This window comes from Pseudomonas sp. L13 (assembly GCF_009935965.1).
Taxonomy (GTDB): domain Bacteria; phylum Pseudomonadota; class Gammaproteobacteria; order Pseudomonadales; family Pseudomonadaceae; genus Aquipseudomonas; species Aquipseudomonas lactis.
On the sequence record NZ_QODJ01000027.1, the window covers coordinates 16,907 to 30,724 of the forward strand.

A 13,818-nucleotide genomic window follows, 5' to 3' on the forward strand; every position below is an offset into this window, starting at 1 on the left:
GTCAGATCAATTGACAAGCGGGGCCGGCTTTCCTAGGGTTCGCCTCATTCTTTTTTACAAGACAATTCAACTATGACCGATGGCGACCGTATCAAACTCGAACCCAGCTGGAAACACGCCCTGCGCGATGAGTTCGAGAAGCCCTACATGGCGCAATTGCGCGAGTTTCTGCGCCAGGAACATGCCGATGGCAAAGAGATCTATCCGCCCGGCCCATTGATTTTCAACGCCCTCAATTCAACACCGCTGGACAAGGTCAAGGTCGTGATCCTAGGCCAAGACCCCTACCACGGCCCTGGCCAGGCCCACGGCCTGTGCTTCTCGGTACAACCGGGCGTGCCGGCGCCCCCGTCGCTGGTCAATATCTATAAAGAACTCAAGCGCGACCTGAACATCGACATCCCCAACCACGGTTACCTGCAAAGCTGGGCCGACCAAGGCGTACTGATGCTCAACACCACCATGACCGTGGAGCGCGCCAACGCCAACGCCCATGCGGGTAAAGGCTGGCAGTTCTTCACTGATCGGATTATCGAGGTAGTCAGCGAGCATCAGCCGCACTTGGTGTTCCTGCTGTGGGGCGCCCATGCTCAAAGCAAGCAGAAGCTCATCGATGCCACCAAACATCTGGTGCTGACGTCGGTGCATCCCTCGCCGTTGTCGGCGTATCGCGGGTTTCTGGGCTGCGGGCATTTCAGCCGGGCCAACAAGTTTCTTGAGCAGAATGGCGAGGCCCCGATCGAGTGGCGTTTGCCACCGGTCTGAGGCCAGGCACATTCAAAATGCGGGAAGGTTTAGCGTGTTTCTGGCTGACGGTTCCAGTGCCGAAACAAAGGTTCGGCCAAAAACAACACGAACAACAAGCGCATCACCTGCATCGCTGTCACCAAGGGCACCGACAGCTGCAGGGTTTCGGCTGTCAGGCTCATCTCAGCGATACCGCCTGGCATCATGCCCAGGGTCAGCGAGCGTAGGTCGAGGTGAGTCAGCGCACTCAAGCCCATCGCCGCCAATGTCGCCAGTAGCATGGTCAACGCCGTGCCAATCAAGGTGCGGCCCATGAACGACGGTGCCCGACGAAAGAACTGCCGATTGAAGTGGCAGCCCAAACCGCTGCCGATCAACCATTGGCCAATCTGGCTGCCACCGTCGGGCAGGCCAATGTGCAAGTCCCAAGTCACGCTGGCCACCGCACTCACCAACAATGGCCCGAACAGCCAAGGGTTGGGCTGGCGCAAGCGTTGCCAGCCCCAGGCAACCAGCGCACCCACCGGAAACAGCAGGGCCAGCCACGCCCAGTCTACGGGCGCCGGATGAAACTGCGGCGCGCCGCCCCCGAGCAAATACTTGAAGATTGCTGGCACACACAGCACCACCACCAGCACACGCAGGCTTTGCCCGGCCGCCACCCTGCTGAGCACCGCGCCGTTGCGGGCGCCGAGGTTGACCATCTCGCCGGAACCGCCCGGCATGCTGGAGAAAAACGCCGTGGCGCGGTCTTCACCGCTGCGGCGCATCAACCACACGCCCACCACGCTCGACAAGCTGGTGACCAGTGCGCCGAAGAAGATCAAGCCGAAGTGGCTCATCACCTGCTCGATCACCACCGGGGTGAAATGCAGGCCGATGCCGATGCCCACCACCCATTGGCCGCATTTGCGCCCGCCGGGAATCTCTGCCAACTGCCAGGGCGTGAGGCAGCGCACCAGGATGATCGCCAGCAACGAGCCGACCATGTACGGCAAAGGCCAGCCCACCAGGCTGGCCAGGTAACCGCCGGCCAGGCCGACCAGCGGTGTTCCCCACCAATGTTTAAAGGTGACCTCAGACATCGGCCAGGGCACGACGCTGTTGCACGCGTTTACGCCAGATACGCAGCAGCGGTACGAGCAGCATGATTGCGGTGAGTACCCAGACGCCAAAGGTGATCGGGCTCGACCACAGGATTTCCAGCGCACCGTTGGAGATCGACAGCGCACGGCGCAGGTTCTGCTCCATCAGGCCGCCTAGGATAAAGCCCAGCAGCAGCGGCGACAGCGGGAAGTCCAGCTTGCGCAGGATGTAGCCGAAGATGCCGATGGCGATCATCAGGAATAGGTCGAAGGTGGTGGCATGCACGGCGTATACGCCAATCGCGGTGATGATGGCGATCACCGGCACCAGCGCCCAGTTCGGCACGGCGAGGATACGGGTGAAGATGCGGATCATCGGGATGTTGAGCACGACCAGCATGATGTTGGCAATGAACAACGAGGCGATCAGGCCCCAGACAATGTCCGGTTGCTGTTGAAACAGCAGCGGGCCGGGAGTGATGTTGTACAGCGACAGGGCGCCGATCATCACCGCCGTGGTGCCCGAGCCAGGAACGCCGAGGGTCAGCATCGGTACCATGGCGCCGCAGACCGATGCGCCAATGGCGGTTTCCGGGGCGGCCAGGCCGCGCATGTCGCCTTGGCCGAATTTGCCGCTGGCACCTGCGATGCGTTTCTCGGTCATGTAGGCAACGGCCGACGCCATGGTCGCACCGGCACCCGGCAACACGCCGATGATAAAACCCGACACGCCGCAACGCAGGTTCACGGTGAGTACCGACAAGGCTTCCTTGGCGTTGAACATCATGCGCCCGGTGGCTTTCACTGCTTCCTGGCCACGGTGGGTTTTTTCCAACAGCAGCAGGATCTCGCTGATGGAGAACAGCCCGAGTACCAGCACCACGAACTGAATGCCGTCGGTCAGGTGAATATTGTCGCCGGTAAAGCGGTACACACCACTGTTGGCGTCGATGCCCACGCAGGAAAGGAACAAGCCGATCAGCGCCGCCACAAAAGTCTTCAGCGGTTTGTCACCGGCCATGCCGCCCAGGCAGACAATCGCAAACACCATCAGGACGAAATATTCCGCCGGGCCAAAAGCAATTGCCCACTTGGCCAGCAGCGGGGCGAACAGCACCATGCCGCAGGTGGCGATAAACGCGCCGATGAACGAACTCCAGGCCGACAACGACAGTGCCACGCCAGCCAGGCCTTTGCGGGCCATCGGGTAGCCGTCGAGGGTGGTCATCACGGTGGACGCTTCGCCCGGGATGTTCAGCAGAATCGAACTGATGCGGCCGCCGTATTCGCAGCCCAGGTACACAGCTGCCAGCAGGATCAGCGCCGACTCGGGCGGCAAACCCAGGGCAAAGGCGATGGGGATCAACAGTGCCACGCCGTTGATCGGGCCCAGGCCCGGCAACAGGCCGACCACGGTGCCGATCAAGGTGCCGCACAACGCGGTCACCAGGTTATAGGGGCTCAGCGCAATGCCGAAACCCTGGCCCAGATAGCCAAAAGTATCCATATCAGTTCTCCAGAACGTCGAGCAGGCCGAGGGGCAACGGTACGTCCATGGTTTTATCGAACAGCAGATAAAGACCGACGCTCATCAAGGTGATGATCACCACACTGGGCCACCAGCGGCCGCCATACAGCCGTGCCATCGGAATACCGATCAGCATGCTGCTGAGAATGAAACCCAAGGATTCGAACGTGCCGGCAAACACCAGCAGCAACGCCACACAGATGCCGATCTTGATCAGCGTGGGTTGGTCCAGTGCGGGTTCATCGTCGGTGTGTTTGGTCGCCTGCGGGCGAATCATCATGTAAATGAGCGCCAGGCCCATCAGCCCGAGCAGCAGCAGGGGGAAGGCTCTTGGCCCTACGGGTTCGTAGGAAAAAGCCGCCTGATACGGCCAGGCCATCAGTGCCAGGCCGATACAGGCCAGTAACAGCGCCGCGGCAAAAATGCGTTGTAAGAGCATAGAAAACTCCAAGGCCCCTCTTGTAGGAGCGAGCTTGCTCGCGAAAAACGTCAACGATGACGCCGGCCATCCTGGATGCACACGGTGTACTTGCGTTCTTCGCGAGCAAGCTCGCTCCTACAGGGGCATTACACAAAAGAGGGGCGGTTACTGGATCAGGCCGAACTCTTTGGCCAGCACTTTGTAGTCAGCCACCTGCTTCTTCACGTAAGTGTCCAGCTCCTGGCCGGTCATGGCGAACGGGAACAGCTCGCGCTGGTCACGCAGCTTGGCGAACTCCTCGGAAGCCAGCAGTTTGTCGAAGGCGTCTTTCCACCAGGCGTAATCGGCATCGCTGACCTTTGGCCCGAGGTAGAAGCCACGCACCACCGGCCAGACGATGTCATAGCCTTGCTCTTTGGCGGTCGGGATGTCCTTCATTTCCGGTTCATCCAGGCGTTGCTCGGAGAACACCGCCAGCAGGCGCATGTCGCCGCTCTGGATATGTGGCATGGAGTCGGAGATGTCGGTACTGCCCACTTGGATGTGGCCACCCAGCAAGGCTGTTGCGATTTCACCGCCACCCTCAAGGGCGACGTAACGCAGTTCGCGCGGGTTGATCCCGGCGGCCTTGGCGATCAGCGCGGTTTGCATCCAGTCCTGGCTGCCGACGGTGCCGCCGGAGCCGATCACCACGCTGCCTGGGTCTTTCTTCAAGGCTTTGACCAGGTCGTCGAGGGTCTTGTAGGGCGAGTCGCTTTTTACCGCGATGGCGCCATAGCTGGTGCCCACCGCCGCCAACCAGCGCACGGCACTTTCGTCAAAACGGCCGAACTTGCCCTGGGCCAGGTTCAACAGCGAACCGCTCGACCAGGCGACCAGGGTGCCGGCATCCGCAGGGCGCTGGGCGACGACTGCGTTGTAGGCCACCGCGCCCACGCCGCCTGGCATGTAGGTCACGCGCATCGGCTTGGTCAGCAGTTTTTCGTTGACCAGCGCGCTTTGCGCCAGTTTGCAGGTCAGGTCAAAACCGCCGCCAGGGGAGGCTGGAGCGATGCACTCCGGACGCTTGGGTTCGTCGGCGGCCAGCAGTTGGCCGGCGAACAGCATGCAGCCGGCGGCGAGGGCAAATTTACGCAGTGAAAGGGTCATGGTGCTCTCCATCGTTGTTGTTATAAGGGGGTACTACCAAAGTGCGACGCTGTAGCTGACCAGCAAGCGCATTTCATCTGCGTCACGGGCCGAATAGTTGGAGCGATAGGTGGCGTTACGCAGGCGCACGGCCACATCTTTGAACGTGCCGCTTTGCACCACGTACTTGATCTCGCTGTTGCGTTCCCACTCCTTGCCGGTCTCGCCGTTCTTGAGCTTGATGTTGTCACCCGAGAGGTAACGGCTCATGAAACTCAAGCCCGGAATGCCCAGCTTGGCGAAGTCGTAGTCATAACGTGCCTGCCAGGAACGTTCTTCGGCGCCGGCAAAATCGTTGATCTGCACGAAGTTGACCAGGTACGGGTCACTGCCATCCACATACGGGAAGGCGCTGTCGCCGGACATGTGCTGGTAACCGGCGCTGAGCTTATGGCCATTGAGGGCATAGCTGAACAGGCCGTTGAGGGACTTGTTGTCGATATTGCCGCCGCGCGCTGAGCCGGTGTCATCACTGATGGCCAGTCGCAGGTCGGCGGCGAAAGTGCCAGGGCCCATCGGGCGTGATGCGACCATGCCGAGAAAGTGCTGGCGGTACACGTCGTCAAGTTGGGCGAAGTGGTAGCTGCCGGTGATCTTGTCGGCGAACTTGTAGTCGACGCCACCGAAGTTGAAGTGCTTGCCGGTGGCACCACTGAGGAAGCGGCTGTTCTTGTTATTGAGCGCGATGTCTTCGTAGTTGGTGTCGTCGCGGTCCTTGGCTTTATCCAGGCGGCCACCGGTGAACACCAGGTTCTTGAATTCCTTGGAAGTGATCAAGCCACCGTTGAAGGTCTGCGGCAGGATGCGCCCGTCGTTGGGCTTGAGGATCGGCAGTTCGGGGATCAGCGCGCCGATCTTAAGCTCAGTGGCGGAGATTTTCACTTTGCCGGTCAGGCCCAGCTTGGAGTACTCGTTGGCGGCGCGGCCGTCATCGTGGGTCGGCAGCAGGCCGGTGCCGGTGCGGTCGGGGCTGGAGTCGAGCTTGACGCCGAGCATGCCCAGCGCATCCACGCCAAAGCCGACGGTGCCGTCGGTGTAGCCTGATTGCAGGTTGAGCATGAAGCCCTGGGCCCATTCGTCGCGCTTGGATTGCTGCGCACTGGTACCGTCGCGAAAGTCGCGGTTGAAGTACATGTTGCGGGTTTCCAGAGTCGCGCTACTGTCTTCGAAGAAGGCAGCCTGGCTGAGCGGCGCAAAGCCGGCAAGGGCAGCGGCACTGGCGAGGACGGTGTGGGTCAGGCGGGAAGAGCGAACAGGCGGGCAAGCCTGTGGCTGGGTCGACAGCATCGTGGTGTACTCCGTTATTGTTCTTATTTTGGCGAAAACGCTTCGAGGCGTTTTTCGGGCGCTACGGGTCAGGCAACTCGGCGGGCATAGACCACCGTGGTTGAATGCTAAAGGGCGAAGCTTTCACTAACCTTTCAATCGCCTTTCAATGTTTTCGGGCTTCACAGGCCAGGTTGCGGCTGTAAACTGCCGGGCAAAGCGTGGCGCCGACCACCCCTGAATGAGGTAGAAATCCATGCGTGTCCTGTTGGTTGAAGACCATCTGCAGCTCGCCGAAAGTGTCGCCCAAGCGCTCAAGAGCATGGGTTTGACCGTTGATGTGTTGCATGACGGCGTAGCGGCGGACCTGGCCTTGAGCAGCGAGGAATACGCCGCGGTGATCCTGGACGTAGGGTTGCCGCGCCTGGATGGCTTCGAGGTGCTCGCGCGTTTGCGGGCACGTGGAAAAAACCTGCCGGTGCTGATGCTGACTGCTCGCAGTGATGTAAAAGACCGCGTGCACGGCCTGAACCTGGGCGCCGATGACTACCTGGCCAAACCGTTTGAACTCACGGAGCTTGAAGCACGGGTCAAGGCACTGTTGCGGCGCAGCGTGCTGGGCGGCGAGCGCCAGCAGACCTGCGGTGTGCTGGTGTACGACCTCGACACCCGGCGCTTCACGGTCGCAGGCGAACTGATGACCTTGACCTCCCGAGAGCAAGCGGTACTCGAGGCCTTGATCGCCCGGCCGGGCCGCGTGATGAGCAAGGAACAATTGGCTTCCCAGGTATTTGGCCTGGACGAGGAGGCCAGCCCCGACGCCATCGAAATCTACGTGCATCGCCTGCGCAAGAAACTCGATGGCCAGCCCATCGCCATCGTTACCTTCCGTGGCCTTGGCTACTTGCTGGAAGCCCGTGATGCATAAGCCCAGCAGCTTGCGCTGGCGCTTGCTGTGCAACCTGGCGCTGTTGCTGGTGCTGTTGATGCTCGCCAGCGGCATGAGCGCTTATTGGAACGGTCGCGAAGCCGCCGACACCGCCTATGACCGCACGCTGCTGGCCTCGGCGCGCACCATTGCCGCCGGCTTGACCCAGGTGGACGGCACCCTCAGCGCCAATGTGCCTTATGTCGCCCTGGACACCTTTGCCTACGACAGTGCCGGGCGCATTTATTATCAGGTCAATGACATTGATCAGAAGCTGATTTCCGGTTACGAAAACCTGCCCGGCCCGCCGCCCGGCACGCCCCGCACCGACGATTATCCCGCCTTGGCGCGGTTCTACAACGCCATGTACCTGGGCCAGCATGTACGGGTGGTGAGCCTGCTCAAGGCCGTCTCGGAACCGAACATGAATGGCATGGCCGAAATTCGTGTCGCGGAGACCGACGAAGCGCGGGTGGCCATGGCTCGCAGCCTGATGGCTGACACCCTGCTGCGCCTGGGCATGCTCGCCATCGGCGCATTGTTGCTGGTGTGGTTCGCGGTAAGCGCCGCCCTGCGCCCGCTGGAGCGCCTGCGCACGGCGGTAGAAGAGCGCCAGCCTGATGACCTGCGGCCCCTGCCATTGGTGGAGGTTCAGGATGAGTTCGGCCCCTTGGTGCGCTCGCTCAACCATTTCACCGAACGTCTGCGCGGGCAGTTCGAGCGCCAGGCGCAGTTTATTGCCGATGCTGCCCACGAGCTGCGCACACCCCTGGCGGCGCTCAAGGCCAGGCTGGAACTGGGCCTGCGTGCCGAAGAGCCGGCCACCTGGCGCAGCACCCTGGAAACGGCCGCCCAGGGCACCGACCGTCTGACGCACCTGGCCAATCAATTGTTGTCCCTGGCTCGCATCGAAAACGGTGCCCGGGCCATTGCCGAAGGTGGTGCGCAGTTGCTCGATTTAAGCCAATTGGCCCGTGAGCTCGGTATGGCCATGGCGCCGCTGGCCTACGCGCGGGGTGTGGCCCTGGCGCTGGAGGCCGATGAGCCGGTATGGCTGCGTGGCGAACCGACGCTGCTCAATGAGTTGCTGAGCAACCTGGTGGATAACGCCTTGGCCCATACACCACCCGGCGGCAATGTGATTCTGCGGGTGACCGCGCCGGCGGTGCTGGAGGTAGAGGATGACGGCCCCGGTATTCCCCTGGATGAGCGGGACCGGGTATTCGAGCGTTTTTATCGACGCAGCCAGCAGGGCATGGGCTCGGGCTTGGGGTTGGCGATTGTCGGGGAGATTTGCCGTGCGCACCTGGCGCAGATCAGCCTGCATGATGGCGAGCTGGCGGGGCTTAAGGTACGCGTGAGTTTTATCGCGGGTTGATCAGTAAAACATCGAGCGAGCTTCGTTTAGTTCGCTGCGCAGAGCATCGCTGTGCAGGTCTATGCGTAACTTCATGAGGGCCGGCAATGTAGCAATCGGCACGGTCCCCAGGGGATGGTCGGTGCCGCGGTGGCAGTACAGCGCGGCGACCTGCACCAGGTCGACGTAGTCCAGGCGTGCAGAGTCGCGTGTCAGGTCCAGGTATTGGCCCGGCACGTTCACCAGCATCTCGGGGAAGTCCCACACTCGTAGCAGCTTGTCCCCCAGTACTGGGTGAATGCTGTCGATGACGTGGTTGAGGCTGACGGGGTCGGCCAGCAGCTCATAGTGGTCCTCGGCATACGTGAGGATCGGCAGCACGCCGATCTGATGCACCAGGCCGCCCAGCGCCGCCTGGTCTGGCTTGAGCTGGCTGTGGCGACGGCACAACGCGTAGCTCACGCCCGCCACTTCCAGGCTGCGGCGCCACACGTCGCGCATTTTCTGTTCGACTACTTCGGAGCGGGCATGAAAGATCTGCTCCATCACCAGGCCGATGGCCAGGTTGCTGCTGTAGTTGGTGCCTAGCCGGGTGATGGCGGTGTGCAGGTCGGTGACTTCCTGGCTGGCCCGTAGCAACGGGCTGTTGACCACTTTGATCAGGCGCGCCGACAGGGCGGTGTCACGGCTGATCACCTTGCTCAGGTGGCTGATGCTGATCTCCGGGTCTTCGGCGGCCTGGCGAATTTTCAGGGCCACCTCCGGCAATGTCGGCAGAACCAGGTCATCGTTATCGATGGCCTTTACCAACGCCTGTTGGACTTTTTCCGCCAGCTTGTTCATTCATGCTCTCTAGGGTGCTGCAAAAAAGTACGGCGATTAACGCTGAATCTCGCGATCTCGGTCCAGTTGGTAAGGCAGGTCAAGCAGGTGCAAGCCTGGGCCTTCCAAGGTGCCCAAGCGCACGTCGCCACTGTCGGCAGCTTCGGCCTGCAGCACGGCGAGAAGTTCAATCGACTGGTCAGCTTTTGCCGCGATGACCACTTCGCCGATTGCGCTGTTATGGCTGGGGGAAAACAGTGGGGTGCCTGGCTCGGGGAGTTCGGCTGTTTCCAGGCTCAGGCGATACAGGCGCCGCTTGAGTTTGCCCAGGTACTGCATGCGCGCGACGATTTCCTGGCCGGTGTAGCAGCCTTTCTTGAAACTCACGCCGCCCACGGCTTGCAGGTTGAGCATCTGCGGGATGAACAGCTCGCGCGTCTGGGGCATTACCTGGCCGATACCAGCACGGATCTGGCCAAGCAGCCACGCATTCAAGTCGGCCTGTTGCAACTGCGTGGCCAATTGGCTGCGCACGGCGTCGGCGTGTTCGGCGGGCACCCAGAGCTCGGCACGGTCTGGGGAAACACGGACGGCGATCAATGCCTCGTTGCGTGCCACGCTGTCGGTTTCGACCGGCAGTTCCAGGCCCAGAGCAGTCAAGGCCGCGTCTGCGTTCGCCAGGCCGAAGCGCGCCCAGGCAGCGCTTTCGTCGGTGAGCTTGGACTTGGAGAACACCGCGTACTTTTTCAAATCCGCCAACTGCGGCTCAAGCAACTCGGTGGCCATCGCCAGGAGTACGCCATCACCCTGCAGCAGGATGCGGAAGCTCGACTGCATCCGGCCTTTTTGCGTGCAGCGCGCGCCCAGGCTGGCCTGGGTATCACTCAGGTAATTGAGGTTGCAGGTCAGTTGGCCCTGCAGGAACTTGGCAGCATCAGAGCCGCGGACGGCGAGAACGCCTTCGTGGGACAGGGAGCAGAAAAAAGCGGAGTCAGCCATGGGTCATCGCAGGTCAAAAAGTCATGGGTGCATCATAGAGGGGCGTCCGGCAAATGCATAGTTTCGTCGCGGTCGACCAAAGCCGACTGTTCCGGTGTCGTCGGGGCTGTATACTTGCGCTCTAATTTAGGAGGGCTCCATGGTCGAAGATGTAGAAATCAATCGCCTCTACTGGCACAGCCGTCGCGGCATGCTGGAGCTGGATGTGTTGCTGGTGCCTTTCACCAAAGAGGTGTACGCGACGCTCAATCAGGTGGACCGCGACCTCTACGTCAGGTTGCTCACGTGCGAAGACCAGGACATGTTTGGCTGGTTCATGGAGCGCGCCGAATCCGAAGACCCGGAGCTGCAGCGCATGGTTCGGATGATCCTGGATCGTGTCCAGCCCAAGTAATCGTTTCGAATGCCGCTGGCAGGCCTCGCGGCTGTTGCTGGCGGCCTATGTGCTTGCCCAACTGATCGCGTTGGGCAGCCTGCTGGTTCTAAACCTGCCTTACTCAAGCCTCGGCATCCTGTTATGCCTGGCTCATTGTGCCTGGGTATTACCGCGGCAAATCCTGCTCACTCACCGTTCGTCGATTCGAGGCCTGCGCCGTGACGACGATGGCTGGCAATTATGGAGCGCCGCACGCGGGTGGCGCTCTGTGCAACTGCGGCCCGACAGCCTGGCGTTGCCGCTGATCGTGGTGTTGCGTTACCGGGTGCAGGGTGAACGGCGAGTGCGGTCCATCTGCGTGCCCAAGGATGCGCAGGCCGCCGATGTGCATCGGCGCCTGCGGGTACGCCTGAAGTTCAGCCGCCGTAGGTGGTTGGCACCAGGATAGTGTCGCGGGCTTCGGGCAGCATCTGGGGGTAGTCGAGGGTGTAATGCAGGCCGCGGCTTTCCTTGCGTTCCATGGCTGAACGAATCATCAGCTCGGCCACTTGGGCCAGGTTGCGCAATTCGATCAGGTCGCGGCTGACCTTATAGTTGCTGTAGAACTCGTCGATCTCATCCAGCAGCAAGCGCACCCGATGCTGCGCCCGTTGCAGGCGCTTGTTGGTGCGCACGATGCCCACATAGTCCCACATGAAGCGCCGCAGCTCGTCCCAGTTGTGGGCGATGATCACGTCCTCGTCCGAATCGGTGACCTGGCTCGCGTCCCAGCGGGGCAGGGCGGCAGGTACCGGGATGCGCGGCAGTTGTCCAAGAATGTCCGCTGCCGCCGAGCGCGCATACACGAAGCATTCGAGCAGTGAATTGCTGGCCATGCGGTTGGCGCCGTGCAGGCCGGTGAAGCTGGTTTCGCCGATGGCATACAGGCCCGGCACGTCGGTGCGGCCATGCTGGTCGACCATCACGCCACCGCAGGTGTAGTGCGCGGCCGGTACCACGGGGATCGGGCCCTTGGTGATGTCGATATTGAAGGTCAGGCAGCGTTCGTAGACGGTCGGGAAGTGGGTCTTGATGAAGGCTTCGGGCTTGTGGCTGATGTCCAGGTACACGCAGTCGATACCCAGGCGCTTCATTTCGTGGTCGATGGCGCGGGCGACGATATCGCGCGGCGCCAGTTCGGCACGTGGGTCGAAGCGCTGCATGAAGCGCTCGCCATTGGGCAGCTTCAAATGTGCACCTTCGCCGCGCAGGGCTTCGGTGATCAGGAAGCTCTTGGCCTGCGGGTGATACAGGCAGGTGGGGTGGAATTGGTTGAACTCCAGGTTGGCGACCCGGCAGCCCGAGCGCCAGGCCATCGCGATGCCGTCGCCGCAGGCACCGTCGGGGTTGCTGGTATAGAGGTAGACCTTGGCGGCGCCGCCCGAGGCGAGAATGGTGAAGCGTGCGCCATAGGTATCGACTTCACCGCTGGTGCGGTTGAGTACGTAGGCTCCCAGGCAGCGCTCGCCCGCCAGGCCCAGGCGTTTTTCGGTGATCAGGTCGACGGCGACGCGCTGCTCCAGCAATTGGATGTTGGGGCGTTGGCGGGCCTGGTCGAGCAGGGTCTTGAAAATCGCGGCCCCGGTGGCATCGGCGGCGTGAATGATTCGGCGATGGCTGTGGCCACCTTCGCGGGTCAGGTGGAACTCAAAGCCACCATCGTCGCTGCCGGCATGTTCATCGCGGGTAAACGGCACACCTTGGTCGATCAACCATTGGATGGCTTCCCGGCTGTGCTCGACGGTGAAGCGCACGGCGTCTTCATTGCACAGGCCACCGCCAGCGTTAAGGGTGTCTTCGACGTGGGATTGCACGGTGTCGGTGTCGTCCAGCACTGCGGCGACACCGCCCTGGGCCCAGAAGGTCGAGCCGTTGGCCAGGTCGCCTTTGCTCAAAACCGCTATACGCAAATGGCTGGGCAGGGTCAGGGCCAGGCTCAAGCCGGCGGCGCCGCTGCCGATTACGAGGACATCGTGTTGAAACTGTTGGCTCATTTGACGGATTCCGCAAAAAGCGATCCAAAGGGGGCGCAAACAGGACGCCTGGATCGGCGAATCAAAGGGTCACACGGGCCACTAGTATATAGAGGGGTGGAGCGGCACAATAGCCACGCCTTCGTGGCATTGTGAGATTATGCTGCGCAGCTTTGGGAAATGGCCGGTTGGCGGGACGGGAACTTTTTGCATGAGCCCCGACTCAATAGCAGGTTGCCCGAAAGCTGGGAAAACGTTGAGTTTATTGGCCCGTCGGGAGCATTGGACGCGTCACGAAACCGGCGACAAGATTATTCGCGCAGCCGGCACCGACCGTGCTGCGTTTTTCGTGTGTGCCAAATCAGTGCATGCCGGAAACTTGCTTGAAGGGGGAGAACTTTTGCGAAAAGCCCGAGTCTATGTTTGCAAGCCTGATCGTTTAGTTATGCAAGCCTCCTTCAAGTACAACGAGGAGTGTTCATGCTAACCCAGGAAGAGGATCAGCAGCTGGTCGAGCGCGTACAGCGCGGTGATAAGCGAGCATTTGATCTGCTAGTGCTGAAATACCAGCACAAAATTCTCGGGTTGATCGTGCGGTTTGTGCACGACACCCATGAAGCGCAGGACGTTGCACAGGAAGCCTTTATCAAGGCTTACCGTGCACTTGGAAATTTCCGCGGTGACAGTGCGTTTTACACGTGGCTGTACCGCATCGCCATTAACACGGCGAAGAACTATCTGGTGTCACGCGGTCGCCGCCCACCAGACAGTGATGTCAGTTCAGAAGATGCAGAATTTTACGATGGTGATCACGGCCTCAAAGATCTCGAGTCGCCGGAGCGTGCATTGCTGCGCGACGAGATCGAAGGCACCGTCCATCGCACTATTCAGCAACTGCCAGAAGATTTGCGTACGGCGTTAACTTTACGTGAATTCGATGGTCTGAGTTACGAAGACATTGCGAGCGTCATGCAATGTCCGGTGGGGACTGTGAGGTCACGGATTTTCCGGGCCCGGGAAGCCATCGACAAAGCCTTGCAACCGTTGTTGCAGGAAAACTAAAGACAGCGGCGACAGCCAAGAGAGGAA

14 protein-coding genes are annotated in these 13,818 nt (G+C 61.1%); 6 read left to right on the forward strand and 8 right to left on the reverse strand.

Annotation, left to right across the window (positions count from 1 at the left end; translation table 11 throughout):
• The first annotated feature begins 72 nt into the window (after positions 1–72).
• On the forward strand, positions 73–765 hold the full coding sequence (ung, locus tag DK871_RS15115) for a uracil-DNA glycosylase (protein WP_161905598.1): 693 nt from the start codon (positions 73–75) through the stop codon (positions 763–765).
• A 29-nt stretch (positions 766–794) separates the two neighbouring features.
• Here the strand turns inward: ung and DK871_RS15120 are convergent, their stop codons facing one another.
• The 5 genes from DK871_RS15120 to DK871_RS15140 form a co-directional block, all read right to left on the reverse strand.
• Positions 795–1,832: an AbrB family transcriptional regulator gene (locus tag DK871_RS15120; RefSeq protein ID WP_161905599.1), complete on the reverse strand. Its 1,038-nt coding sequence runs from the start codon at positions 1,830–1,832 to the stop codon at positions 795–797.
• Positions 1,825–3,339: a tripartite tricarboxylate transporter permease gene (locus DK871_RS15125; protein ID WP_032892992.1), complete on the reverse strand. Its 1,515-nt coding sequence runs from the start codon at positions 3,337–3,339 to the stop codon at positions 1,825–1,827. Before DK871_RS15125 ends, DK871_RS15120 begins: the two co-directional genes overlap by 8 nt.
• Position 3,340: 1 nt before the next feature.
• Positions 3,341–3,799, reverse strand: coding sequence for a tripartite tricarboxylate transporter TctB family protein (locus tag DK871_RS15130; protein ID WP_161905600.1), 459 nt, complete (start codon positions 3,797–3,799; stop codon positions 3,341–3,343).
• 147 nt (positions 3,800–3,946) lie between these two features.
• Positions 3,947–4,930 (reverse strand): tripartite tricarboxylate transporter substrate binding protein, encoded by a 984-nt coding sequence (locus DK871_RS15135; protein WP_161905601.1) that lies wholly within the window; start codon positions 4,928–4,930, stop codon positions 3,947–3,949.
• A 33-nt stretch (positions 4,931–4,963) separates the two neighbouring features.
• A complete protein-coding gene (locus DK871_RS15140) occupies positions 4,964–6,256 on the reverse strand; it encodes an OprD family porin (protein WP_161905602.1) in 1,293 nt (430 codons plus the stop codon).
• Between the two features lie 235 nt (positions 6,257–6,491).
• On the opposite strand from DK871_RS15140, the gene DK871_RS15145 reads away from it, so the two are divergent.
• Together DK871_RS15145 and DK871_RS15150 are read left to right on the forward strand one after the other, a co-directional pair.
• The gene (locus tag DK871_RS15145; protein ID WP_014717358.1) at positions 6,492–7,163 is read left to right on the forward strand and encodes a response regulator; all 672 of its coding nucleotides are present in this window, start codon (positions 6,492–6,494) and stop codon (positions 7,161–7,163) included.
• Complete coding sequence (locus DK871_RS15150) at positions 7,156–8,541, forward strand: sensor histidine kinase (protein ID WP_161905603.1); 1,386 nt, start codon at positions 7,156–7,158, stop codon at positions 8,539–8,541. Before DK871_RS15145 ends, DK871_RS15150 begins: the two co-directional genes overlap by 8 nt.
• On the opposite strand, the gene DK871_RS15155 is transcribed toward DK871_RS15150, so the two are convergent.
• Entirely contained in the window at positions 8,542–9,363 is an 822-nt protein-coding gene (locus DK871_RS15155) for an HDOD domain-containing protein (protein ID WP_161905604.1), read from the reverse strand.
• Positions 9,364–9,399: 36 nt separating this feature from the next.
• On the reverse strand, positions 9,400–10,341 hold the full coding sequence (locus DK871_RS15160) for a folate-binding protein YgfZ (RefSeq protein WP_161905605.1): 942 nt from the start codon (positions 10,339–10,341) through the stop codon (positions 9,400–9,402).
• Between the two features lie 139 nt (positions 10,342–10,480).
• Between DK871_RS15160 and DK871_RS15165 the strand changes: the two genes are divergently transcribed.
• A complete protein-coding gene (locus DK871_RS15165) occupies positions 10,481–10,735 on the forward strand; it encodes a succinate dehydrogenase assembly factor 2 (RefSeq protein ID WP_014717362.1) in 255 nt (84 codons plus the stop codon).
• Positions 10,719–11,165, forward strand: coding sequence for a protein YgfX (locus tag DK871_RS15170; RefSeq protein WP_161905606.1), 447 nt, complete (start codon positions 10,719–10,721; stop codon positions 11,163–11,165). The genes DK871_RS15165 and DK871_RS15170 overlap by 17 nt, the downstream gene beginning before the upstream one ends.
• On the opposite strand, the gene nadB is transcribed toward DK871_RS15170, so the two are convergent.
• Positions 11,134–12,750 carry an L-aspartate oxidase gene (nadB, locus tag DK871_RS15175; RefSeq protein WP_161905607.1) on the reverse strand — a complete coding sequence of 539 codons (1,617 nt, stop codon included), beginning with the start codon at positions 12,748–12,750 and terminating at the stop codon, positions 11,134–11,136. The two genes, DK871_RS15170 and nadB, sit on opposite strands and share 32 nt — an antisense overlap.
• A 459-nt stretch (positions 12,751–13,209) precedes the next feature.
• Here nadB and rpoE point away from each other — a divergent pair, with 459 nt between their 5' ends.
• Positions 13,210–13,791 (forward strand): RNA polymerase sigma factor RpoE, encoded by a 582-nt coding sequence (gene rpoE, locus DK871_RS15180; RefSeq protein ID WP_003172477.1) that lies wholly within the window; start codon positions 13,210–13,212, stop codon positions 13,789–13,791.
• The last annotated feature ends 27 nt before the right edge of the window (positions 13,792–13,818 follow it).

Excerpts from the sequence above, each read along its gene's own strand:
- DK871_RS15125 (WP_032892992.1), bottom strand. The coding sequence starts at position 3,339 with ATGGATACTTTTGGCTATCTGGGCCAGGGTTTCGGCATTGCGCTGAGC.
- DK871_RS15160 (WP_161905605.1), bottom strand. The coding sequence starts at position 10,341 with ATGGCTGACTCCGCTTTTTTCTGCTCCCTGTCCCACGAAGGCGTTCTC.
- DK871_RS15140 (WP_161905602.1), bottom strand. The coding sequence starts at position 6,256 with ATGCTGTCGACCCAGCCACAGGCTTGCCCGCCTGTTCGCTCTTCCCGC.
- DK871_RS15155 (WP_161905604.1), bottom strand. The coding sequence starts at position 9,363 with ATGAACAAGCTGGCGGAAAAAGTCCAACAGGCGTTGGTAAAGGCCATC.
- ung (WP_161905598.1), top strand. The coding sequence starts at position 73 with ATGACCGATGGCGACCGTATCAAACTCGAACCCAGCTGGAAACACGCC.
- nadB (WP_161905607.1), bottom strand. The coding sequence starts at position 12,750 with ATGAGCCAACAGTTTCAACACGATGTCCTCGTAATCGGCAGCGGCGCC.
- rpoE (WP_003172477.1), top strand. The coding sequence starts at position 13,210 with ATGCTAACCCAGGAAGAGGATCAGCAGCTGGTCGAGCGCGTACAGCGC.
- DK871_RS15145 (WP_014717358.1), top strand. The coding sequence starts at position 6,492 with ATGCGTGTCCTGTTGGTTGAAGACCATCTGCAGCTCGCCGAAAGTGTC.
- DK871_RS15120 (WP_161905599.1), bottom strand. The coding sequence starts at position 1,832 with ATGTCTGAGGTCACCTTTAAACATTGGTGGGGAACACCGCTGGTCGGC.
- DK871_RS15150 (WP_161905603.1), top strand. The coding sequence starts at position 7,156 with ATGCATAAGCCCAGCAGCTTGCGCTGGCGCTTGCTGTGCAACCTGGCG.
- DK871_RS15130 (WP_161905600.1), bottom strand. The coding sequence starts at position 3,799 with ATGCTCTTACAACGCATTTTTGCCGCGGCGCTGTTACTGGCCTGTATC.
- DK871_RS15135 (WP_161905601.1), bottom strand. The coding sequence starts at position 4,930 with ATGACCCTTTCACTGCGTAAATTTGCCCTCGCCGCCGGCTGCATGCTG.
- DK871_RS15165 (WP_014717362.1), top strand. The coding sequence starts at position 10,481 with ATGGTCGAAGATGTAGAAATCAATCGCCTCTACTGGCACAGCCGTCGC.